Source organism: Terasakiella sediminum (assembly GCF_033100395.1).
In the GTDB taxonomy this organism is placed as follows: Bacteria; Pseudomonadota; Alphaproteobacteria; order Rhodospirillales; family Terasakiellaceae; genus Terasakiella.
Genome location: NZ_JAWLVJ010000039.1, coordinates 1 through 19,784 on the forward strand (window position 1 = coordinate 1; position 19,784 = coordinate 19,784).

26 protein-coding genes are annotated in these 19,784 nt (G+C 49.4%); 5 read left to right on the plus strand and 21 right to left on the minus strand.

Annotated features, from left to right (window positions below):
* Nucleotides 1-157 precede the first annotated feature (157 nt).
* The 17 genes from ppa to RYZ26_RS19020 all read right to left on the minus strand — a co-directional run bounded on the left by ppa (nucleotide 158) and on the right by RYZ26_RS19020 (nucleotide 11,485).
* Complete coding sequence (ppa, locus tag RYZ26_RS18940) at nucleotides 158-685, minus strand: inorganic diphosphatase (RefSeq protein WP_317684821.1); 528 nt, start codon at nucleotides 683-685, stop codon at nucleotides 158-160.
* A gap of 86 nt (nucleotides 686-771) precedes the next feature.
* Nucleotides 772-2,115 carry an AmpG family muropeptide MFS transporter gene (locus RYZ26_RS18945; protein WP_317684822.1) on the minus strand — a complete coding sequence of 448 codons (1,344 nt, stop codon included), beginning with the start codon at nucleotides 2,113-2,115 and terminating at the stop codon, nucleotides 772-774.
* Complete coding sequence (locus tag RYZ26_RS18950) at nucleotides 2,112-2,561, minus strand: hypothetical protein (protein ID WP_317684823.1); 450 nt, start codon at nucleotides 2,559-2,561, stop codon at nucleotides 2,112-2,114. The genes RYZ26_RS18945 and RYZ26_RS18950 overlap by 4 nt, the downstream gene beginning before the upstream one ends.
* Before the next feature lie 16 nt (nucleotides 2,562-2,577).
* On the minus strand, nucleotides 2,578-3,213 hold the full coding sequence (locus RYZ26_RS18955; protein ID WP_317684824.1) for a bactofilin family protein: 636 nt from the start codon (nucleotides 3,211-3,213) through the stop codon (nucleotides 2,578-2,580).
* 15 nt (nucleotides 3,214-3,228) lie between these two features.
* Complete coding sequence (locus RYZ26_RS18960) at nucleotides 3,229-3,924, minus strand: EI24 domain-containing protein (RefSeq protein WP_317684825.1); 696 nt, start codon at nucleotides 3,922-3,924, stop codon at nucleotides 3,229-3,231.
* A gap of 61 nt (nucleotides 3,925-3,985) precedes the next feature.
* Nucleotides 3,986-4,915 (minus strand): alpha/beta hydrolase family protein, encoded by a 930-nt coding sequence (locus RYZ26_RS18965; RefSeq protein WP_317684826.1) that lies wholly within the window; start codon nucleotides 4,913-4,915, stop codon nucleotides 3,986-3,988.
* A gap of 99 nt (nucleotides 4,916-5,014) precedes the next feature.
* Entirely contained in the window at nucleotides 5,015-5,350 is a 336-nt protein-coding gene (locus RYZ26_RS18970; RefSeq protein WP_317684827.1) for a 5-carboxymethyl-2-hydroxymuconate Delta-isomerase, read from the minus strand.
* A gap of 5 nt (nucleotides 5,351-5,355) precedes the next feature.
* Nucleotides 5,356-5,679, minus strand: a complete 324-nt coding sequence (locus RYZ26_RS18975; RefSeq protein WP_317684829.1) for a phosphoribosyl-ATP diphosphatase — start codon at nucleotides 5,677-5,679, stop codon at nucleotides 5,356-5,358.
* 4 nt (nucleotides 5,680-5,683) lie between these two features.
* Complete coding sequence (gene hisF, locus RYZ26_RS18980; RefSeq protein ID WP_317684830.1) at nucleotides 5,684-6,445, minus strand: imidazole glycerol phosphate synthase subunit HisF; 762 nt, start codon at nucleotides 6,443-6,445, stop codon at nucleotides 5,684-5,686.
* Between the two features lie 76 nt (nucleotides 6,446-6,521).
* Nucleotides 6,522-7,253: a 1-(5-phosphoribosyl)-5-[(5-phosphoribosylamino)methylideneamino]imidazole-4-carboxamide isomerase gene (gene hisA, locus RYZ26_RS18985; protein WP_317684831.1), complete on the minus strand. Its 732-nt coding sequence runs from the start codon at nucleotides 7,251-7,253 to the stop codon at nucleotides 6,522-6,524.
* Nucleotide 7,254: 1 nt separating this feature from the next.
* Complete coding sequence (gene hisH, locus RYZ26_RS18990) at nucleotides 7,255-7,899, minus strand: imidazole glycerol phosphate synthase subunit HisH (RefSeq protein ID WP_317684832.1); 645 nt, start codon at nucleotides 7,897-7,899, stop codon at nucleotides 7,255-7,257.
* Nucleotides 7,900-7,917: 18 nt separating this feature from the next.
* Nucleotides 7,918-8,286, minus strand: a complete 369-nt coding sequence (locus tag RYZ26_RS18995) for a DUF2628 domain-containing protein (RefSeq protein ID WP_317684833.1) — start codon at nucleotides 8,284-8,286, stop codon at nucleotides 7,918-7,920.
* A gap of 118 nt (nucleotides 8,287-8,404) precedes the next feature.
* Entirely contained in the window at nucleotides 8,405-9,010 is a 606-nt protein-coding gene (locus RYZ26_RS19000) for a glutathione S-transferase family protein (RefSeq protein WP_317684834.1), read from the minus strand.
* Between the two features lie 18 nt (nucleotides 9,011-9,028).
* The gene (hisB, locus tag RYZ26_RS19005) at nucleotides 9,029-9,616 is read right to left on the minus strand and encodes an imidazoleglycerol-phosphate dehydratase HisB (protein WP_317684835.1); all 588 of its coding nucleotides are present in this window, start codon (nucleotides 9,614-9,616) and stop codon (nucleotides 9,029-9,031) included.
* Between the two features lie 98 nt (nucleotides 9,617-9,714).
* Nucleotides 9,715-9,840, minus strand: coding sequence for a hypothetical protein (locus RYZ26_RS19010; protein WP_317684836.1), 126 nt, complete (start codon nucleotides 9,838-9,840; stop codon nucleotides 9,715-9,717).
* A complete protein-coding gene (locus RYZ26_RS19015; RefSeq protein ID WP_317684837.1) occupies nucleotides 9,821-10,408 on the minus strand; it encodes a hypothetical protein in 588 nt (195 codons plus the stop codon). Before RYZ26_RS19015 ends, RYZ26_RS19010 begins: the two co-directional genes overlap by 20 nt.
* A gap of 141 nt (nucleotides 10,409-10,549) precedes the next feature.
* Nucleotides 10,550-11,485 (minus strand): rhamnan synthesis F family protein, encoded by a 936-nt coding sequence (locus tag RYZ26_RS19020; RefSeq protein WP_317684838.1) that lies wholly within the window; start codon nucleotides 11,483-11,485, stop codon nucleotides 10,550-10,552.
* Between the two features lie 28 nt (nucleotides 11,486-11,513).
* Between RYZ26_RS19020 and rfbC the strand changes: the two genes are divergently transcribed.
* Nucleotides 11,514-12,062, plus strand: a complete 549-nt coding sequence (gene rfbC / locus RYZ26_RS19025; protein WP_317684839.1) for a dTDP-4-dehydrorhamnose 3,5-epimerase — start codon at nucleotides 11,514-11,516, stop codon at nucleotides 12,060-12,062.
* On the opposite strand, the gene RYZ26_RS19030 is transcribed toward rfbC, so the two are convergent.
* Genes RYZ26_RS19030 through rfbB form a run of 4 tightly spaced genes read right to left on the minus strand, consistent with a single transcriptional unit; the run spans nucleotide 12,052 to nucleotide 15,662 of the window.
* Nucleotides 12,052-12,861: a class I SAM-dependent methyltransferase gene (locus RYZ26_RS19030; protein WP_317684840.1), complete on the minus strand. Its 810-nt coding sequence runs from the start codon at nucleotides 12,859-12,861 to the stop codon at nucleotides 12,052-12,054. The genes rfbC and RYZ26_RS19030 overlap by 11 nt on opposite strands.
* 12 nt (nucleotides 12,862-12,873) lie before the next feature.
* Entirely contained in the window at nucleotides 12,874-13,755 is an 882-nt protein-coding gene (rfbA, locus tag RYZ26_RS19035) for a glucose-1-phosphate thymidylyltransferase RfbA (protein ID WP_411576886.1), read from the minus strand.
* A 5-nt stretch (nucleotides 13,756-13,760) separates the two neighbouring features.
* On the minus strand, nucleotides 13,761-14,618 hold the full coding sequence (gene rfbD, locus RYZ26_RS19040) for a dTDP-4-dehydrorhamnose reductase (protein WP_317684841.1): 858 nt from the start codon (nucleotides 14,616-14,618) through the stop codon (nucleotides 13,761-13,763).
* A 3-nt stretch (nucleotides 14,619-14,621) separates the two neighbouring features.
* A complete protein-coding gene (gene rfbB, locus RYZ26_RS19045) occupies nucleotides 14,622-15,662 on the minus strand; it encodes a dTDP-glucose 4,6-dehydratase (protein WP_317684842.1) in 1,041 nt (346 codons plus the stop codon).
* Between the two features lie 81 nt (nucleotides 15,663-15,743).
* Here rfbB and RYZ26_RS19050 point away from each other — a divergent pair, with 81 nt between their 5' ends.
* The 4 genes from RYZ26_RS19050 (at nucleotide 15,744) to RYZ26_RS19065 (ending at nucleotide 19,733) form a co-directional block, all read left to right on the plus strand.
* Nucleotides 15,744-17,396: a tetratricopeptide repeat-containing sulfotransferase family protein gene (locus tag RYZ26_RS19050; RefSeq protein WP_317684843.1), complete on the plus strand. Its 1,653-nt coding sequence runs from the start codon at nucleotides 15,744-15,746 to the stop codon at nucleotides 17,394-17,396.
* Nucleotides 17,397-17,487: 91 nt separating this feature from the next.
* Nucleotides 17,488-18,039 carry an ATP-dependent protease subunit HslV gene (gene hslV, locus RYZ26_RS19055; protein ID WP_317684844.1) on the plus strand — a complete coding sequence of 184 codons (552 nt, stop codon included), beginning with the start codon at nucleotides 17,488-17,490 and terminating at the stop codon, nucleotides 18,037-18,039.
* A gap of 3 nt (nucleotides 18,040-18,042) precedes the next feature.
* Nucleotides 18,043-19,353 carry an ATP-dependent protease ATPase subunit HslU gene (gene hslU / locus RYZ26_RS19060; protein WP_317684845.1) on the plus strand — a complete coding sequence of 437 codons (1,311 nt, stop codon included), beginning with the start codon at nucleotides 18,043-18,045 and terminating at the stop codon, nucleotides 19,351-19,353.
* Nucleotides 19,353-19,733, plus strand: a complete 381-nt coding sequence (locus RYZ26_RS19065) for a group III truncated hemoglobin (RefSeq protein ID WP_317684846.1) — start codon at nucleotides 19,353-19,355, stop codon at nucleotides 19,731-19,733. The genes hslU and RYZ26_RS19065 overlap by 1 nt, the downstream gene beginning before the upstream one ends.
* The last annotated feature ends 51 nt before the right edge of the window (nucleotides 19,734-19,784 follow it).

Consider the following 19,784-nt stretch of genomic DNA (forward strand, 5'->3'; position numbering starts at 1 on the left):
ATAATCACGCTGTGTGCGCTTAACCCGCTTGTTTTCTTTGTTTCCCATAATAAGTCTCCAATCTGTCAACTTATTTCAGGACGGGTCAGAATAAACAAAAAGGCCCGAAGGATTTCTCCCCCGGGCCTTTTTAAAATCTTCAGCGAATGCCAGAGACTTACGCTTTGTTTGCGCGCTCAACAGCTTCGTTGATCAGTTGGTGCGCTTTTTCAACGCCTTCCCAGCCGCCGATTTTAACCCATTTTCCTTTTTCGAGATCTTTATAGTGCTCGAAGAAGTGCGCGATGTTGTCCAGTGTGATCTGTGGCAGATCGGTTACTGTTTTCACATCTTTGTACATCAGGTGCATTTTGTCAGTTGGGACAGCCAGAACTTTCTCGTCCATGCCGCCGTCATCTTCCATCATCAACACGCCGATTGGACGTGCCGGGATAACCGCACCCGGGATGATGCTTTCTGGTGCCAGAACCAGAACGTCGATGGGGTCGCCATCGTCAGACAGTGTGTGAGGAACAAAACCGTAGTTTGCAGGGTAATGCATCGGTGTGTGAACAAAACGGTCAACGAAGATCGCACCGCTGTCTTTGTCGAATTCGTATTTGACCGGTGTAGAACCAGCAGAAACTTCGATGATTACGTTAACCGCTTCTGGCGCATCGCCAACCGGAATCTTTTTGATATCCATAGATCTTTCCTCACTTGATTAAAGCGGACGCCCCTAAACGGCCCCCCTATTTTGCAGGCGCACAATACCTAAGAAAACTGCCTTTTTCAAGCAGGATTCTTCGCCTCAGACACACCACTTTGGTCATACCTCTTCATCATCCAGATCAGCAAAATCAACGCGGGTGCCGCAATGGCAGAACAGGCAACAAAAAACCAAGTCCAACCAACGGCTTCTGCTAATATACCGGACAATGCGGCAAAGACATCACGCGGAATCGCCATGAAGGAACTGAGCAATGCATATTGGGTGGCTGTATAGGCGGAGTTGCATTGACTGGACAAATAAGCCACAAAAGCCGTGGTTGCCATGCCGGCCGTCACATTTTCTCCAGAAATCGCGACCATTAACATCGGCACGTTGTGACCAACCTCTGCTTGAACTGCAAACAATAGTGTCGATAGCATCTGTACAATCCCACAATACAGAAGGGCTCTCATAAGCCCATATCGATAAACAACAATTCCGCCAAACATCCCACCGACAAAAGTTGCAACAGACCCAAACACTTTTGTAACTGAAGCTATCTCACTCGGAGAAAATCCAATTTGGTGATAAAATGGATTTGCCATCGCACCGAGCATTGCTTCACCCATTTTATAAAGGATGATCAACACTAATATCCAGATCCATCCACTGCGGGTCATAAAATTTTTAAACGGCTGAATAACGGCAATATTGAAATTAGCCAAGAAATTTGCCGTCCAAGCACTTTTACCTTCTCTAATGTATTGCTCTATTTGATGATCTCGCTCCTCAAGCTGCTGCGCAGCTGCCAAGTTCTCTGGCTCGCGATTCAACAAGATCGTAATCATGCCAATGCCAATCAGCGACGCCATAATTGCGTAAACAATTGGCCAAGAAATCCATTCTGAAAGACCTATTGCAACAGCTCCAGCTGTCAACATACCCAATCGGTAGCCATTGACGTACATGGCCGCACCCGCACCTTGTTCGTCATCCTTTAGCAATTCAATGCGATATGCATCAATTAAGATATCCTGAGTAGCGGAAAAAAACGCAACTAATGCTGCTGCAAATGCTGTGAACTCAGGCGTTGCAGCTGGATTTGAGTGACCAAGTGCAAGTATTGATAGGATCAAACAAACCTGTGACAACAATGCCCAGCTGCGCCTATGCCCAATCCAACGATGAAGGATAGGTAACCGCACATGGTCGACAAGCGGCGCCCAAAGATACTTAAAAGCATAAGGTAAACGTGCTAACGAAAAAAAGCCGATAGTAGCGAGTGATACCCCTTCAACGCCCAACCAGTAAGAAAGCGTACCATAGACCAGCAAAAGGGGCAGGCCGCTTGAAAAACCAAGGAACAGGATCGCGATGACGCGCCGATCAAAATAAATTTTCGACGCTTCAAACCACGATTTCATGAAGGCGTTCCCATCACGATGGTTTTAAAACAGGAAAGCTCGCCCTCGCTCTCCAAAAGGGGACCACGCAATTCGCTGTGATCCACCTGAAAACCATCACGGCTTTCGTATAAAAACAGATCAAGGATGCAGTTATCGGTATGATACTGCCAAATCTCCACCCCTTTGTCCTTGCGCACAAAACCGGGATTGCCTAACGCGCGTTTGACGTCAAACTCGCTCATCCCCACCAGTTTTTCCGGTGTGGTCTGGGTATCCAGGCCAAAAGCCTTGATGGCGGCCAGACGGGCGGAGTTAATGGTGGGTTCTTTTTTCTTTTCCACCACAGGTGCTTTTTTAGGGGTCTCGCTGCGATACATATCTTCGCTTTGCGGACCCGCACAGGCAGCAAGGAAAAACGCGCCGATCAAGGCAAAGACCTGAGCGACGCGTGTAAAATTCTTCATCAAGAGACTACGGCTTTTAGGAATTGCTGTCTGCATTGCGCGCTTGTGCAATCTCGTCCGGCGTCAATGTCGCCATAGAACCAGAGATTTCACCGCCTTCTTCAATGACGATACGGCCATAACGCACATTACCTTTAACGCGGCCACCGCTTCGAACCGTCAGGGTTTGATAAGCGCTTAATTCGCCATCAAACACGCCGGAAATGAAAGCTTCTTCCACATGAGCAGTACCCGTGTAAACACCGCCATTTGCCACTTCCAAAACGCGCGCGTCAGTGATTTTTGCATCCACCTGGCCTTCAACAACCAGTGTTTCACAAGCTGTGATTTCACCACGAAGGGAAATTTCACGACCCACAGTCAATGTGCGCGGGTCTTGCGGGTTGCGCTGATCGCCACGGCGCGGATTTGCCCCCGGGATATCCATCAGGCGACGCGCAGCCAGGTCAGGGCGATAGCCCGGTGACGTGCTGCTTTGTGCCGCGCTTGGCACCGCAGGCTTGCTGGGTGGCGCAGATGTATGTGTGCCTTTGGAAGAGAAAGGCTTCAAGGGCGGAAGTTGTTCCACTTTTTCTTCAGTGGGGGCTTCTGCTGCCTTGGTTTCAGTTTTCTCGGTGGTCGGTTTGTCGCCGTCTTTTTTACGCCCAAACATACTCACACATACTCCTTAAAGATCTTGCTGTTCCAGCATCAGGAATTTCGGCTCCCGACGCCAGCTATGGAAAAGATGCACCATGACGGCTGTGCCAACCACGGGTGCTAATAGGTTTACCAGAGGAATCGTTAACAGGAAAGCAGTCAATGCACCTGCAATCAGTAATTTCCCCTGATAGGCTTTACGAAGGGCCTTGGCTTTCTTCAAGCCGACTCTGCGTTGACCTACCAGTTCAAAATACTCCCGACTTATTAAATAGCCGTTAAGCGCATAAAAGACAAAAGGCGCCACAGGCGCGAGGAACAGATAGAAGGGCAGGGCGAGCAGGTTGAGCAAAATCATCACACCTGCAAACTTGATCGCTTCCACCAGTGTTTCCCCCCAGGGGACTTGTTCCGCCGGTGGCAAGTCAGGGTAATGTTTATTTTCAACAGCTTGCGCGATATCTTCCAGCAAAAACCCGATGATGACAGAAGCGACGGCCGGAAACAAAAACCAAACCACCACAATGGTGGCGAGCGAGCCCAACCAGTCAATCAGACCATCCACCCACGGGATATTGACCAGAACCACATCAAACAAAAATCCGGTTACAGCGCCAAAAAGCAGCAGGAACGTAATAAACGCCCCCAAAACCCCCATCAGAATCACTTTTCTGAAGGTTGGGTCCGGCAATTGGGCAAATGATTTTGAAAATGCGGCAAACATGCTTGTCCTTTGAATTCACCTTAAAGTAAACGTGACGCCTTATGTAGCCTGAACCCCTTCTCTATGAAAGGGCTTTATTAAGAAAATCTATCATCTCTTGATGAATTTTTTTATGCACGCTCTCACGGTCAAACCCGTCCATGTCATTGGCAAGCTCGCCCAACTCTGCACGCACCTCTTCGCGCACGGGCGAAAGGTATGAAAAATGCCCTGCTTTTTCAGTCACATGATAGTCGCAGCCCGCAGGCAAGTGATCCCGAATTTCCTGGGCATGAAAAGGATTTCGAAGAATCATATCCCGTTCTGCGCGATAAATCTGCACGGGCACTGAAATATCCGCGAGACTTTCTGTATGGAACAATCCCCCACTGACCGGGGCAAGTGCGATACAGGCTTTATAACGGTCATCCGGTGTTGTCGGAAGATACGGGTCATCAAACCCATCGCGCACGATGACTTCATAGCCACAAAAGGTCGCATCAAATTCCCGGTTGGTGCGCAAATGCATGCGCAATCCTTCCACATAAGGACGTGCGCCAACACAGGTCAGCGCCGTAAATCCACCAAGGGAGAAACCGAAGACTGCGATTTTTTCGAGATCGACAGACGGGGCCCATTTTTCATGGGCAAGAAAAGCATCCAGGGAGGACTTCATATGGCGTGAGCGCGATGAATAGCTTCTGGCAGAGCCAACCTGGCTGTCATCAAAGAAATTGTTGAACGGATGTTCGGGTGCCACGACAATAAAGCCGTTCTGGGCAAAAAATTCTGCCGTCTTACAATGGCCAAACCGCGTGCCGCCAGACCCATGGGACATCATAATCAGCGGAAACTGCCCATCCGCAATAGGACCGTTTTTCACAACCGAGAAATCGTAAATCCCATGACGCGTGGTCACAGCCGCCAGTTCGGTTGGATACCACAGCGCACAGGCAATACTGCCATCAGGATCAGACGCCCTGAAGGTCGAAAATCCGGCTGAAAATGTCATGGTTTCTCCAACGCACCCCTATGGTCATTCCCGCGAAAGCGGGAGCCTAGAAAACCAAAACTGGGTCCACGCTTTCGCGGGGATGACGGTTTTGGGTATTTACCGCTTGATATAATTCGGCTTGTCCATATCGATGGCTTCCACGCTCAGCGATACATCGTCACTGACCAGCGCCGCCATTTTATCAAACACGCGTTTGACCATATCCTGCTTTTGTTCATCCGTGCGACCGACAAAAAGCTTGGCATCGACGTGAATGAACAGCTGATCCGTATTGGCTGTGACATAATGTTCAACCGGCAAAGCCCGGGCCTTGATCGCACCGGGATTAAACAGACCGGACTCTTCCGCCCCGTTCCAGACTTCCTGGACAAGCTTTTGAATTTCAACTTGTTCTTCAACAGGCTTAGCGTAAGAAATGACCATATGCGGCATAGATTTTACTCCTTGGGACGAGAATTCTTTTCAGTGATGCCGGAAATACCTTCGCGGCGCGCCAGTTCGTTCCAGACATCCTGTGGGTCCACGCCCGCTTCGGCCCAGAGCACGAGAAGATGGTAAAACAAATCGGCGCTTTCTGAAGTTAGCGCATCATTACCTTCTGACAAGGCAGCAATGACACATTCCACCCCTTCTTCGCCGACTTTCTGGGCGATTTTGCCCCGGCCCTTGGAAAAAAGCTTGGCGGTATAGGATTCAGAAGGGTCTGCGCCTTTTCGAGAGGAAATGGTCTCAAAAAGTTGATCAAGTACAGTTGCATCCATGGGATCAGTCCAATCTCACCGCTAGGCCAGCTTTGGCCATATGTTCCTTGGTTTCACGAATGGTATAGGTGCCAAAGTGGAAAATGCTGGCAGCCAGTACCGCACTTGCATGGCCTTTAGTCACCCCTTCCACCATATGATCCAGATTACCGACACCACCAGAGGCAATCACCGGAATGGAAACCGCGTCAGAAACGGCTTTCGTCAGTTCCAGGTTAAAGCCGATTTTGGTGCCATCACGATCCATGGACGTCAGAAGAATTTCGCCCGCGCCATAGTCCGCCATCTTTTTCGCCCATTCCACCGCATCGATACCTGTGGGTTTGCGACCACCATGAGTAAAGATCTCAAACTTGTCCGGACCGACCGATTTGGCATCAATCGCAACCACGATACATTGGTTGCCGAATTTTTCTGCGGCTTCCTTCACAAACTCAGGTCGTTTTACAGCTGCTGAATTGATAGAAACCTTATCGGCACCGGCCAAAAGAAGCTTGCGAATATCTTCGATCTCACGCACACCACCACCCACAGTCAGCGGCATAAAGCACTGTTCCGCCGTGCGGCGCACCACATCATAGATGGTGTCGCGGTTTTCATGGGTTGCGGTGATATCAAGGAAGGTGAGTTCATCAGCACCTGCCGCATCATAGACCTTGGCCTGTTCTACCGGATCACCCGCATCCACCAGATCGACAAAATTCACACCCTTGACCACACGGCCATCTGCCACGTCAAGGCAGGGGATAATTCTAACTTTAAGCATCTTTTCTTCTTTCTCCTTCGTCATTCCTGCGCAGGCAGGAATCAGACCCCTGCCTTCGCAGGGGTGACGAAATAGGTTAGCCCTTCAATACCTTCATGGCATCGGCCACATTGATTTTACCGTCATAAATCGCCCGACCGGAAATCGCCCCGTCCAGACCGGGCACTTCAGCCGCTTTGACTTCTTCGATATCTTTCATGGATGATACTCCACCGGACAGAATGACCGGAGTGGAAATCGCGTTTGCCAGATCAACAGTTGCCTGCAGGTTCGGCCCTTCCATGGCGCCATCTTTGGAAATATCGGTAAAGATGATGGCAGCCACACCCGCATCTTCAAATTTCATGGCGAGATCCAGCACCTTCATGTCGGACACTTCCGCCCAGCCTTCAACCGCCACATAGCCGTCACGTGCATCAATGCCCACAGCCACTTGCCCGGGGAAGCGCTTACAGGCCTCAATAACAAAGTCCGGATCACGCAAAGCAATGGTACCTAAAATCACACGGGAAATGCCCGCATCCAGCCAGTACTGAATGGTTTCAAAGGTGCGGATACCACCACCCAGCTGGGTTTCAGCCTTGCCATCAACGGCCGTCACAATCTGCATCACCGCATCGGCGTTGGCGGGCTTGCCTTCAAACGCACCGTTCAGATCGACGATATGGACCCATTCACAGCCGTCATCGACAAACTGTTTGGCCTGTGCGCCCGGATTATCGTTGAAAACCGTTGCCGCATCCATTTCCCCGCGCAGCAAACGCACGCAGTTACCGTCTTTTAAATCAATCGCTGGATATAGGTTCATGTCACGGTTTCCATTTCAAAAAGTTAGTAATCACCTGCAGGCCCGCTGCCTGACTTTTTTCCGGGTGGAATTGGGTGCCGACCATATTGTCTTTGCCAACAATCGCCGTCACATCCCCGCCATAGCCCACAGTCGCCAGCTGATTTGCCGCATCTGCTGTCTTATATTGATAAGAATGCACGAAATAGACATTGGTGTTTGCGGCCAGCCCGTCAAGCAAAGGATGACGTCCTTCGTCAAAGACCAGTTCGTTCCAACCCATATGCGGGATTTTCAGTGTCTCATCATTTGGTTCGATCGCAACAACCTCACCAGAAATCCAGCCAAGGCCTTTGTGGGTGCCATGTTCCAGCCCCTGATCGGCCATCAATTGCATGCCAACACAAATCCCCATAAAGGGTTTCCCCTGTTTATGGACAACTTCATTCAAGGCTTCATGCATACCGTCCACAGCGGCCAGGCCACGGGCACAATCGCCAAAAGCACCGACGCCCGGCAGGACCACACGGTCAGCTTTCAAGACGTCTTCGGGTTTGTTGGATACCAGCACGTCAAACCCTGTATTGGCTTCGCGTGCGGCGCGTTCGAATGATTTTTCGGCTGAGCGCAGATTGCCCGAACCATAGTCAATGATGACAACAGACATACGTCTGAATCCTTTAATTTATGGAAGTGATGTGACGTATCTTTCCAAGGCATGGTCCATGGAAACAGCGCTGACCACTTCGTCTTCTACAAATCCCCGTCGCGCCAGGCTCCAGCGCGCCAAATCGTTGGCATAAATCCCCACCAACAGGTTGAATGCGATATTGACCACAGCTTGCCCAAAGAGATCAAGTCCTATTGCAGCCAAAACACCACTTATTACGATTTCCACCACAAAAAGACCACCTGCGACCCACCAATAACCCTTAAACAGGGCCCAGATCACGGTTAAGAAAAACGCAGGCCAGTTAAACCCTTCTTTCACCGCACGAATGTCCGGTTCCGGTTCAAGGCCATATTTCTGAATATGGATGGTGAAAAGTTTCATCGTCTCTTTCTTGTTCGCGTCATTCCGGCTTCTCATCGTCATCCCTGCGCAAGCAGGGATCTAATTACTCAGACGCACTCTATAAGATTCCTGCCTTCGCAGGAATGACGAATGTGGATTAAATCTCGTCCATGGATTTCCAGCGTGGCTGGGACTTCACACGCTCTAACCATGTAAGGACATTTGGGTATTTCGCAAGGTCAAATCCGCCCTGATCCGCCACATGGGTATAGGCAAAGAGGGCGATATCCGCGATGCTATAACGATCCCCCACAAAGAAATCCTTGTCTTTCAAATGATCTTCCATCACATCCAGCGCTTTATAGCCTTTTTCCCAAAGGGCAGGCAGGCGATCATCGTCTTTTTCCGTATTGCCAAGATAATGCATGGAATAACGCGCGACCGCAATGGCGGTTTCGTGACTATATTGTTCCCAAAACAGCCATTGAAAGGCTTGCGACTTATCAAAATGATCCATCGGCATATATTGGGTTTCATCAGCGAAATGCAGCATGATTGCGTTGGATTCCGTCAGCACCATGCCTTCATCCAAAATCAATGTCGGCACTTTACCCACTGGATTGATTTTCAAAAACTCATCGCCCTGACATTCGCCTGAGACCACATCCATTTCTTTAATGTCCAGATCGTAGCCAAGCTGATGCAACAGCAGCCGCACTTTATAGCAATTGCCGGAACCTTGATTGGAATAAAGGGTGAGCATAAACGCCCCTTTGCTGATTTAGAGTGAACCTTTCGTGGAAGGTACCGCATCACTGCGCCGCGGGTCAATCTCTACCGCCTGACGCAGCGCACGTGCGAGCCCTTTATAACAAGCTTCGGCAATATGGTGATTGTTCGACCCGTCAATCAGGGCAACATTCAGCGATAGCCCGGCTTTAAGCGCAAAGGACTGGAACCAGTGCTGGAACATTTCCGTATCCATCTCACCCAGGCGGTCTTGTGAGAATTCCACATTCCACACCAGATAAGGACGGTTGGAACAGTCCAGTGCCACACGCACCAGGGTTTCATCCATCGGGATATAGCTGTGGGCATAACGGTTGATGCCTTTGCGATCACCGAGTGCATCTGAAAAAGCTTCACCCATGGCCAAAGCCACATCTTCCACCGTGTGGTGACAATCGATATGGAGATCCCCCTTGCAGCGCACTTTCACATCCATCAGACCATGACGCGAGAGCTGTTCCAGCATGTGATCCAGGAAACTGATGCCTGTCTCAATGTCATACTCACCCGTTCCATCCAGATTAATCTCAACGGAAATCTCGGTCTCAGATGTCTTTCGCTGGACTGATGCCGTGCGCATAGCCAATTCTCCAATTCATGAAAAGCAAATCTATGGCTGCTTATACACCATATTCCTTAAAGAAGAATGAGGAAAATTGGGAGCAGAACACAAAACCGTCATGCCGCACCCGTTGCGGCATAAGGGGCGGATGTCACGCTCTGGCTTCTCCCCTGATCGCGCAACACGTGCGCGATGACGAGTTTGGTATGAGCATCAAACAAATCACCACATCTGTTTACCAAGCCCATTAGCACCTGGAAATTGCCAACCCATTTGAGTAACACTATTAATTACCTCACAAGCTAACTCGGCTACATGGCTTTGAACTTGTTTTAGAAATTCCACATCAATAGCTGTCTGAAAGACTTCCTTTTTCTTATTTACGAAGAGTGGAATTGACTTTCCCTCTTCATCAGGTTTGCGCCACGACCCATGACACAAAACATTTCGATAAACTGTTGCTTCTTTCAGCATGCCTACCAGTGCTTCAACGTCTTCAATTATTGACTCAGGATGTTCTTTAACTGCTTTGCCATACGATTCAACCAAATTCCATAATTGATCAGTCAAAGCTCTTTCCAATTTTGGCAACCATTCCTCATATGCTTCCAGTACCTCCTCATCCGAATAAGGACGAGTTGCTGTAAATGAAAAAATTGCCTTTCCTAAAACTTCTTCCAGAAAACCAAACGTCGCAATTGTGCGCCCCAAATGTTCCCAAAATTCTGGAGAATGAGCATGTGTGGGGAATAGAGTGGGTAGGTCATCTGGATCAAGAAAATATACCTTATTCTCAGCATCATCGTTCATCTGATTTTCTCACATATACTAAGTCGTCATGCCGCACCCGTAGCGGCATAAGGGGTAGATATCACGCTCTGGCTTCTGCCCTGATCGCGCAACAAGTGCGCGATGACGAATTTAGGAGGGAGAACTTCGCCGGAATGACCGTTAGTGAGGACGACGCGCAGGCAAAACAATCGTCAGCGGAATCCCCAGAATTTTAATATAAAACCGCCACCATTTGCGGTTTTTGGTGTAGCGGCCTTTGAAAGCGAGGAGCTTGCTGTGGCCGTAGTAGGTTTTGAAGATCGGGTATTTGAAATAGTAATGCGCCGGATCGGACGTGCCGATATAGCGTTTGACCAGATCATCGATGAATTTACGCGGGTACGAACCATCCAGTTTGACAAGCCATTGCGCCAAATTCGGCTGTTCTTCCGGGTTTTCGCGAAACAGTTTGACCTTCACCACCGGGCAGCGCTTTTTCGCCCAAATGTTGGAGAAGAAGGAGCTGGCAATCATGATGTCGGTGTCATACCAGCCCACATAGGGTTCGGACTTGAAGCCCTGATCGTGCAGCAGGTTGGACAGGCCATATTCATAGCGTCCGACAATTTCCAGCTTGTCATCGAGATGTTCAATCTTCGGCCAGAAATCCTTGAAAGCCTGATTTTTCAGTACCTGATTGCGAAACACGACGAAATAGCTGTTGATACAATATTCATCGATCTTTTTGGTGATGGTCCCGCTGATACCCCAGAAATCGACCGAACGCTTTTCCATCTTGGAGAACATCTCGCCAAAATCATAAAGGGGTCCGAAACAGCTGTCGTTTGCGATCACCACTTCATCATAATTTTCGATCTCGTCGCCCACATAAGCAAATCCGCGTTTCCAGCTGCCGAAATCATATTCCCCGTGGGGTTCTGCGTGCGCGATCTCACCAAAGGGCATGATCTTGGCTTTTTCTTCATCGGGCAGAGGACAATCTGTCACAAAGACCAGACGGTCATAATAGGGTTTCAGGCCATCTAAAAGGCGCACAACATAATCATCAACGATGTTGTCTTTGTCGTAATGGGCAAATAAGATGAGGCGCTTCATTTAAAAACCTGAGAGAAAATAGAAAACCATGGACGTTATAGCGCTAGATATCCCTGATGTGAAACTGATTGTGCCTGCAAAGTTTGGTGATGAGCGTGGTTTTTTCTCTGAAACCTATAATCAGCAGCGGTTTTTGGATGCCGGCATTGATATGACCTTCGTACAGGACAATCATTCGCTTTCTGCAGACGTCGGGGTGTTGCGCGGTCTGCATTACCAGAAACCACCCTTTGCACAGGATAAGCTGGTGCGGGTCTTAAAGGGGCGCATTCTGGATGTGGCGGTGGACCTGCGAAAAGACTCCCCCACCTTTGGTCAGCATGTCAGTGCGGAATTGAGCGCGGAGAACTGGACGCAGATTCTGGTGCCCATCGGCTTTGCCCATGGGTTTGTCACGCTGGAGCCAAATACGGAAGTCACCTACAAAGTCACCGCGCCATATGCGCCGGATCATGAAGACGGCATCATGTGGAATGATCCAGACCTGGATATCGACTGGCCCATTGCTGAAGATCAGGTTCAGCTATCCGCCAAAGATAAAATCCTGCCCGCGTTTAAAGACAGCTTTACTTTTTAAAGTAAGGCTTTACCCGATCTGCGATGATGGAATTGCGCTGCATCTTCCATTTTTTCTTGAACAGATATTTGGACATCTTGGTGTTGCCCAAGGCCTTGGCTTTTTCCTCGATCTGCGTTTCTTCTTCATGGAAGCGGAAGTCTTCAGCATCGATGGTCTTTTTGCCAAGTTCAACGCGCTCGCCAACTTTGCGCTTTTCCACCACATCAAAAACGATCACCCCTTCATGGACATGAAGCGCATCGATCTTGTCTGAGATTTCCACATCAACGAAATCCGCATCGATATTTTCATTTTTCTGAACGCCATCGGCCAGCAGCTTGCAATAGCTTAAGAAGCTGAATTCACTGGGGTTACCAAAACCTTTCATGTAGGACGTATGAACATCTTCCACCAGCAAGACACCGCCATCTTTCATGTTTTTCAGCGCATGATAAGTGGTGATGATCTGGTTATCGTTACGGTGCCCGCCGTCATCAAGCATGGCATCAATGGGGCCGACCTGTTTGTAGAAATCATCCCAAAATTCAACGCTGTTCTGATCGCCGATGAAAATTTCAAAGCCGTGTTCTTCAAACTGTTTGGCACCCGGGTTCAGATCAATCCCGATGATACGTGCTTTTGGCCCAAAGAACTCGCGCCACATAAACAGGGAGCCGCCGTTTTTCACGCCGATTTCAACAAACGTCACGTCGGTATCGACATATTTATTCAGGTAACGGTCATAGACACGGAAATAATTGTCCCATTTGTCCGAGATATAGCCTTCCGGATCAAAACATTCCTGGGTGTGTTTCATTTTCTTCATTACCTATTCGTCAAACGTGCGCAGCACCATTTCAAGGTAGCTGCGATATTCATTGGGTTTAAATTCATTGATCAGAGTTTCGAACTGGTTGGTATCGATAAACCCTTTTCGCAAGGCCACTTCTTCGGGACATGCGATTTTCAGGCTCTGGCGTTTTTCAACGGTACGCACAAAATTGGCCGCATCCAGCATGGCGCTGTGGGTGCCAGTATCCAACCAGGCAAAACCACGGCCCATCTTTTCCACCTGCAGCTGACCTTTTTGCAGATACGCATTGTTCACATCGGTGATTTCCAACTCACCCCGTCCGCTCGGTTTGACATTCTTTGCGATCTCAACCACCTGACTGTCATAGAAATACAGACCGGTGACCGCATAGTTGGATTTTGGCTGGGCTGGTTTTTCTTCAATATCAATGGCTTGTCCGGATTTATCAAATTCCACCACGCCATAACGTTCCGGGTCCTGCACATAATAGGCAAAGACGGTCGCACCTTCTTTCTGTTCCATGGCATTTTCCAGCAATTTGGTGAAATCATGCCCGAAGTAGATATTATCGCCCAGAATCAAACAGGCAGGCGCCCCATCCAGAAATTCTTCACCCAGAATGAAAGCTTCAGCCAGACCGTTGGGGTGGTCCTGCACACAATATTCAATGGAAATGCCCCATTTCGCGCCATCGCCCAGCAGTTCTTTAAACATGGGAATATCGCGCGGGGTTGAAATCAGCAGGATTTCACGAATGCCTGCCAGCATCAGTGTGGTCAGCGGATAATAAACCATCGGCTTATCATAAACCGCCAACAGTTGCTTGGAAATCGCCCCGGTACTGGGGTAAAGCCGTGTACCGGACCCGCCTGCCAGAATAATGCCTTTGCGCTGCATGATGCCTATCTCCCTAAATCCCTTAGACACCTTGATAAGCTACTTTGCCAATCGGGTAAACCAAAGCCGAAGGTCTCTTTAAATTTTTTCACCGACAAGACGGAATAGGCTGGTCGGGTTGCCTTGGTCGGATAGGCTTCTGTGGGAATGGGAGCAATTTCACAATCCAGAAAGGCCTGACGCAGGACTTCCCATGCAAACCCATGCCAGGAAAGCTCTGTTTCGCTAACCAAATGATAGGTTCCAAACCCATCGAAACTCTTCTCCGCCAGTTTCGGAGCAATTTTCAGAACCGCACGGGCCAGATCAACAGCGGATGTGGGGCAACCGACTTGATCATTCACAACCGAGATTTGATCGCGCTCCGTCATCAGGCGCAGCATGGTTTTAACGAAATTCCCACCCCACGGGCTGTAGACCCAGGCCGTGCGCAGGATTATGTGCTTGTCACAATGGGCGCGCAACGCTTCTTCGCCTGCCCATTTGCTCTGCCCATAAACCCCAAGCGGGGCCACATCGGCATCGACTTCGTAAGGCGCGCGCGCTTCCCCATTAAAGACATAATCAGTGGAAAAATGCACCACAGGTACGTCTGATGCCTTTGCAATATGGCTTACGGCCGTTTCATTCAGTAAAAAGGCAGCCTCAACGTCATCTTCGGCCATATCCACAGCGGTATAGGCCGCCGTATTCACGATCAGGTCCGGTTGAATTTTCGCAATTGTTTCAGTGACCTGAAACTCATCGGTAATATCGCACTCTTCGTGACCCACGCATGTCACCTGATATTCCGAATAGTTTGGGGCGAGCTTTGCAAAGGCAGAAGCGACCTGACCGTTTTTCCCAAAGACAAGAATATTCATTTTTTAAGCTTTCCCCAGACGTTGCCCGTCATAGCGCCCTTCAAGGATCGGACGCCACCAGGCTTCATTGCCCAGATACCACTGCACGGTCTGTTTCAAGCCAGTCTCAAAGGTATGACGCGGGGTCCAGCCGAGTTCGCGATCAATCTTGCTGGCATCAATGGCATAGCGCCAGTCATGACCCGGGCGGTCGGTTACAAAGGTCAGCAGGTCATCAAATTCGGTAACCGGGATATCGCTTTTGATCTCTTTCACTGTTTCAAACAACGTTTTGACCACATCCAGATTGGTCACCTCGTTATGGCCGCCCACATTATATTTCCCGGCGTTTTCGCCTTTTTCCAGGATGGTGGCGAGTGCGTCTGCGTGGTCTTCCACATGCAGCCAGTCGCGCGTGTTCAACCCATCCCCGTAAACGGGCAGAGGTTTGCCCTGTAGGACATTCAAAATCATCAGTGGGATCAGCTTTTCCGGGAACTGAAAAGGGCCATAATTGTTGGAACAATTGCTGATCACCACAGGCAAGCCGTAGGTATGATGCCAGGCACGCACCAGATGGTCTGATCCAGCCTTGGTTGCGGAATAAGGTGAATTGGGCGCATAAGGGGTTTCTTCGGTAAAGAGCCCGGTTTCCCCCAGTGTGCCATAAACTTCGTCCGTTGAAATATGATGGAAGCGGAAATCCTTATCCACTTTTTGCCAATAAGTGCGTGCGGCTTCCAAAAGGGTATAGGTGCCGACCAGATTGGTTTCGATAAAGGCCGCCGGGCCATCGATGGAGCGATCCACATGACTTTCTGCTGCCAGATGCATCACCGCGTCAGGCTGGAAATCATCAAAAACATTTGTCAGCCCTTCACCATCACAGATATCCAGCTGTTCAAAACGATAAGCCGAATTGTCTTCGATGGAAGCAAGCGAACGAAGGTCAGCCGCATAGGTCAGTTTATCGATATTACAGACCTGCCAGCCCTTTTCCTTGACCAACAACCGACAAACGGCTGATCCGATAAAACCAGCCCCGCCTGTGACAATAACTTTCATGTCCAACCCCTGAAAACTTGACAAAAAGCGCCCACCGCGAGCAGATAACAGATTGATTACTTTATTTAAGAACCAATTACCATGCAAAACCCACTTTTAGACATTCAGAATCTACTTAAAAGCCAACAATTTGATAAGGCGATCAAAACCGCGCGCAAACTTCTGAAAGACTCAAAGTTCGGACCCGGTGCCCACCAATTGTCAGCGCACGCCTATATGGGACTGCAAAAACAGAAAGAAGCACTGACGACCTTAAGCAAAGCTGCCAAAAAATGGCCGCAGGATGGGGCAATCAGACAGAATTTTGCCGGATTATTGTTTCAACAGCAAAAATTTAAAGAAGCCAAACGGGAATTTGAATTTCTGCTCAAACTCAAGCCCGACGACAGTATTTTCCTCTCCAACCTCGCCAATTGCCATCTGGCACTGGACAACATGGCAAAAGCAGAGGAACTGGCCGAAAAATCCATCACCGTTGCCAATCCTCATGCCAATGGCTTTAATATTCTGGGGATTATCTATCTCAGGCAGGATAAAATTGATCAAGCAGAAGAGATTTTCAAAAAAGCCCTGTCGCTTAATATGCTCAGCCTTGATCTGGCCTTTAACACACTGCAATTCTGCGAAACCCACAACCAGCCTGAAAAGGCACTGGAAATCTATGAAAGCCTGCCCAAAGCCTTTCAGGACAACAGTCAGATACAGCTGCAACTCTCCATCCTGAAACGACGTGCCAAAGACTTTAAAACAGCCAAAGCACTGATTTTAGACGCGCTGAAAACGCCAGACCAACTCACCCCGGTTCAAATGAAACAATGCTATTTTGAACTGGGGAAAAACTGTGATCATCTGGCAGAAAGCGCGGACAGCTTTGCCGCCTTTGAACATGGCAACAAAATCGCACAACAACTGGCCGCAAATCAAAATTTCGCCTCGCCCTACGACACGCTTAAAAAAATGGAAACGCTGGTCCTTGAAGGGGGTAACCTGGAAAAATCGCCTCATTTCGTACTGGGCTTTCCAAGGTCCGGCACGACCCTGATTGAACAGGTGTTGTCCCAAAATGAAGACATCCAAATATTTGAAGAAACCCCGGTCATCGCCAAGGTTTTGAGCCACGCCTTTGATCTGGCAAAGAAAGGTAAAAAGCTGGACCGCACCACGTTACAACAGATGTATTTCGACCTTTATCAATCCGAAGAAGGATGGGATGGGACCTCCACACTGATGGATCGAAGTGCGCCCAACATGCTTTATTACCCGTTTATCTGCCAGCTTTTCCCCACGGCCAAACAAATCATCCTGCTGCGCCACCCCATGGATGTGGTCTTTAGCTGTTTTATGCAGGATTTCGCCCCATCCGGATTGAATATGGAATTTAGCGATCTGGGTCGCACAGCAAAGGTTTATAACCAGATCATGAACGGCATTTATGCCAAATCCCCACAAGATAACCCGGACATTCTGTTGCTGAAATACGAACAGATCGTTGATGATTTTGATCTGGCTACCAAAGCGCTCTTCAGCTTTATGGACCTTGAATGGCATGAAGGCTTAAGGGAATTCTGGAAACATTCCCGCACCAAAAAAGCCATTAAAACGGCAAGTTACCAACAAGTGGTGGAACCGCTCTATAACGCTGCCGTCAATCGCTGGGAACGTTACAATGATAAACTGGCCCCTTATCAGAACCTGCTGGCCTCTCATTTGAAAGAACAGGGATATCAATCATAAATTTGGCCTATTTCTCGCTCATGACTTGACAAACGGGCCATAAAAAGACCAAATCCGCTTCACTTACTTACAAAAAATGCTGGAATAGCTTATGTCCGAAGATAGAAAATTCCCCGGTTGGCGCGGTACAACCATCTTGTCCATTCGTCGTGGCGATGATGTGGTCATTGCCGGCGACGGCCAGGTCAGTGTGGGTCACACTGTGATGAAAGGCAATGCGCGCAAGGTCCGCAAACTGGCAGGTGGCAAGGTCATCGTTGGTTTTGCTGGCGCCACAGCCGATGCTTTTGCCCTGTTTGAACGTCTGGAAACCAAACTTGAAATGCACCCGGACCAACTGACCCGGGCTTGTGTGGAAATGGCAAAAGACTGGCGCACGGACCGCTATCTTCGCAAACTGGAAGCCATGCTGATCGTGGTTGATAAAGAAGTCACCCTGGTCATGACCGGGACAGGCGACGTTCTGGAACCTGAAGACGGCATTGCAGCGATAGGTTCGGGCGGAAACTATGCCCTGGCTGCAGCGCTCGCCATGAAAGATCGCGACGATTTATCTGTTGAAGACATTGCCCGTCGCGCCATGGGGATCGCAGGCGACATCTGCGTTTATACAAATAACAATCTGACTGTAGAGACTTTATAAGACATGACAAATTTCACACCTCGCGAAATTGTTTCGGAACTGGATCGTTTTATCATCGGCCAACAGGACGCCAAGCGCGCCGTTGCCATTGCGCTGCGTTCACGCTGGCGCCGTCAGCAGCTGGAAAACCCGCTGCGCGATGAAGTTCTGCCCAAAAATATCCTGATGATCGGCCCCACGGGCGTTGGTAAAACCGAAATTGCCCGCCGTCTCGCCAAACTGGCTCAGGCCCCGTTCATCAAGGTGGAAGCAACCAAATTCACCGAAGTCGGTTATGTCGGGCGCGACGTGGAACAGATGATCCGCGATCTGGTAGAAAGCGCCATCCATATCGTTTCTGAACGGATGAAAAAGGACGTTAAAGCCAAAGCTGAAATCGCAGCGGAAGAACGTGTGCTGGATGCCTTGGTAGGTGACACAGCCTCAGCTGATACCCGTCAGAAATTCCGCGCCATGCTGCGTGAAGGCAAGCTGGATGACAAGGAAATCGAACTGGATCTGGCAGATAATTCAACGCTTTCCATGCCAACCATGGAAATCCCCGGCATGCCAGGTGCTCAGATGGGCATGATGAATTTGGGCGATATGTTTGGCGATGCCTTTGGTGGGCGCAAGAAAAAGCGCAAAGTCACCGTGCAGGAAAGCTATGATCTGTTGCTGGATGAAGAAGCCGACAAACTGCTGGATAACGACAAGGTTGTAACCGAAGCGCTGCACAGCGTTGAAAATAACGGCATCGTCTTTATTGACGAGATTGACAAAATCACCACCCGTTCAGAAAAATCCGGTGGGGATGTCTCACGCGAAGGGGTACAACGTGACTTGTTGCCCATGCTGGAAGGCACGACTGTCACCACCAAGCACGGCACCATCAATACAGACCATATCCTGTTTATTGCCTCTGGTGCCTTCCACGTGGCAAAACCAAGCGATCTGCTGCCAGAACTTCAGGGCCGTCTGCCCAACCGCGTTGAACTCTCAGCGCTGACTCGCGAAGACTTCAAACGTATTTTGACCGAACCGGAAGCCAGCCTGATTAAGCAATATGTGGCGCTCATCGGCACCGAAGATGTCACCCTTGATTTTGAAGAGGATGCTATTGAGGAAATCGCTAATCTGGCGGCTGAGATCAATCACAATGTAGAAAATATCGGCGCACGTCGCCTGCACACTGTGCTGGAACGCCTGCTCGAAGAAATCAGCTTTACGGCCACCGAAAAATCCGGTGAGACCCTGACCATCACCAAAGATATGGTTCAGGAAACTGTCGGGGAACTGGCGAAAAACGTCGATCTTTCCAAGTTCATTCTGTAATGGAAACGAAGTTCGACACCATCACTGAAGATAATCTCAAAGTCTTCACCAAGGCCTTTTATGATGCGGTCCAAGAAGATGATCTTCTTGGACCCATCTTTACGTCGCGCATCGGCACGACAGACGAAGACTGGGCCCCGCATATGGAACGGGTCAACCTGTTCTGGACATCCTTATTGCTGAATAAAGGTGTCTTTAAAGGCCGCATGGTCCCCATCCACAACCAGATCCCCGATCTAGAAACCGTCCATTTCAAACGCTGGATGGAAATTTTTATGGCGACCGTGAACACTTACTATGCCACCTCACCCTCTCTGGACCTGATGATCAAGGCGCAGACTGGAGTTGCCCCCATTTCACCGGACACCCTGACGGGTTAAATTTGGGCTCTGCGGAAGTCTCTGGGAGAGGTCCATTTCAAGCCGCTGTGG

Coding starts and splice junctions, on each gene's coding strand:
- ppa (WP_317684821.1), bottom strand. CDS start 685: ATGGATATCAAAAAGATTCCGGTTGGCGATGCGCCAGAAGCGGTTAAC.
- RYZ26_RS18945 (WP_317684822.1), bottom strand. CDS start 2,115: ATGAAATCGTGGTTTGAAGCGTCGAAAATTTATTTTGATCGGCGCGTC.
- RYZ26_RS18950 (WP_317684823.1), bottom strand. CDS start 2,561: ATGAAGAATTTTACACGCGTCGCTCAGGTCTTTGCCTTGATCGGCGCG.
- RYZ26_RS18955 (WP_317684824.1), bottom strand. CDS start 3,213: ATGTTTGGGCGTAAAAAAGACGGCGACAAACCGACCACCGAGAAAACT.
- RYZ26_RS18960 (WP_317684825.1), bottom strand. CDS start 3,924: ATGTTTGCCGCATTTTCAAAATCATTTGCCCAATTGCCGGACCCAACC.
- RYZ26_RS18965 (WP_317684826.1), bottom strand. CDS start 4,915: ATGACATTTTCAGCCGGATTTTCGACCTTCAGGGCGTCTGATCCTGAT.
- RYZ26_RS18970 (WP_317684827.1), bottom strand. CDS start 5,350: ATGCCGCATATGGTCATTTCTTACGCTAAGCCTGTTGAAGAACAAGTT.
- RYZ26_RS18975 (WP_317684829.1), bottom strand. CDS start 5,679: ATGGATGCAACTGTACTTGATCAACTTTTTGAGACCATTTCCTCTCGA.
- hisF (WP_317684830.1), bottom strand. CDS start 6,445: ATGCTTAAAGTTAGAATTATCCCCTGCCTTGACGTGGCAGATGGCCGT.
- hisA (WP_317684831.1), bottom strand. CDS start 7,253: ATGAACCTATATCCAGCGATTGATTTAAAAGACGGTAACTGCGTGCGT.
- hisH (WP_317684832.1), bottom strand. CDS start 7,899: ATGTCTGTTGTCATCATTGACTATGGTTCGGGCAATCTGCGCTCAGCC.
- RYZ26_RS18995 (WP_317684833.1), bottom strand. CDS start 8,286: ATGAAACTTTTCACCATCCATATTCAGAAATATGGCCTTGAACCGGAA.
- RYZ26_RS19000 (WP_317684834.1), bottom strand. CDS start 9,010: ATGCTCACCCTTTATTCCAATCAAGGTTCCGGCAATTGCTATAAAGTG.
- hisB (WP_317684835.1), bottom strand. CDS start 9,616: ATGCGCACGGCATCAGTCCAGCGAAAGACATCTGAGACCGAGATTTCC.
- RYZ26_RS19015 (WP_317684837.1), bottom strand. CDS start 10,408: ATGAACGATGATGCTGAGAATAAGGTATATTTTCTTGATCCAGATGAC.
- RYZ26_RS19020 (WP_317684838.1), bottom strand. CDS start 11,485: ATGAAGCGCCTCATCTTATTTGCCCATTACGACAAAGACAACATCGTT.
- rfbC (WP_317684839.1), top strand. CDS start 11,514: ATGGACGTTATAGCGCTAGATATCCCTGATGTGAAACTGATTGTGCCT.
- RYZ26_RS19030 (WP_317684840.1), bottom strand. CDS start 12,861: ATGAAACACACCCAGGAATGTTTTGATCCGGAAGGCTATATCTCGGAC.
- rfbA (WP_411576886.1), bottom strand. CDS start 13,755: ATGCAGCGCAAAGGCATTATTCTGGCAGGCGGGTCCGGTACACGGCTT.
- rfbD (WP_317684841.1), bottom strand. CDS start 14,618: ATGAATATTCTTGTCTTTGGGAAAAACGGTCAGGTCGCTTCTGCCTTT.
- rfbB (WP_317684842.1), bottom strand. CDS start 15,662: ATGAAAGTTATTGTCACAGGCGGGGCTGGTTTTATCGGATCAGCCGTT.
- RYZ26_RS19050 (WP_317684843.1), top strand. CDS start 15,744: ATGCAAAACCCACTTTTAGACATTCAGAATCTACTTAAAAGCCAACAA.
- hslV (WP_317684844.1), top strand. CDS start 17,488: ATGTCCGAAGATAGAAAATTCCCCGGTTGGCGCGGTACAACCATCTTG.
- hslU (WP_317684845.1), top strand. CDS start 18,043: ATGACAAATTTCACACCTCGCGAAATTGTTTCGGAACTGGATCGTTTT.
- RYZ26_RS19065 (WP_317684846.1), top strand. CDS start 19,353: ATGGAAACGAAGTTCGACACCATCACTGAAGATAATCTCAAAGTCTTC.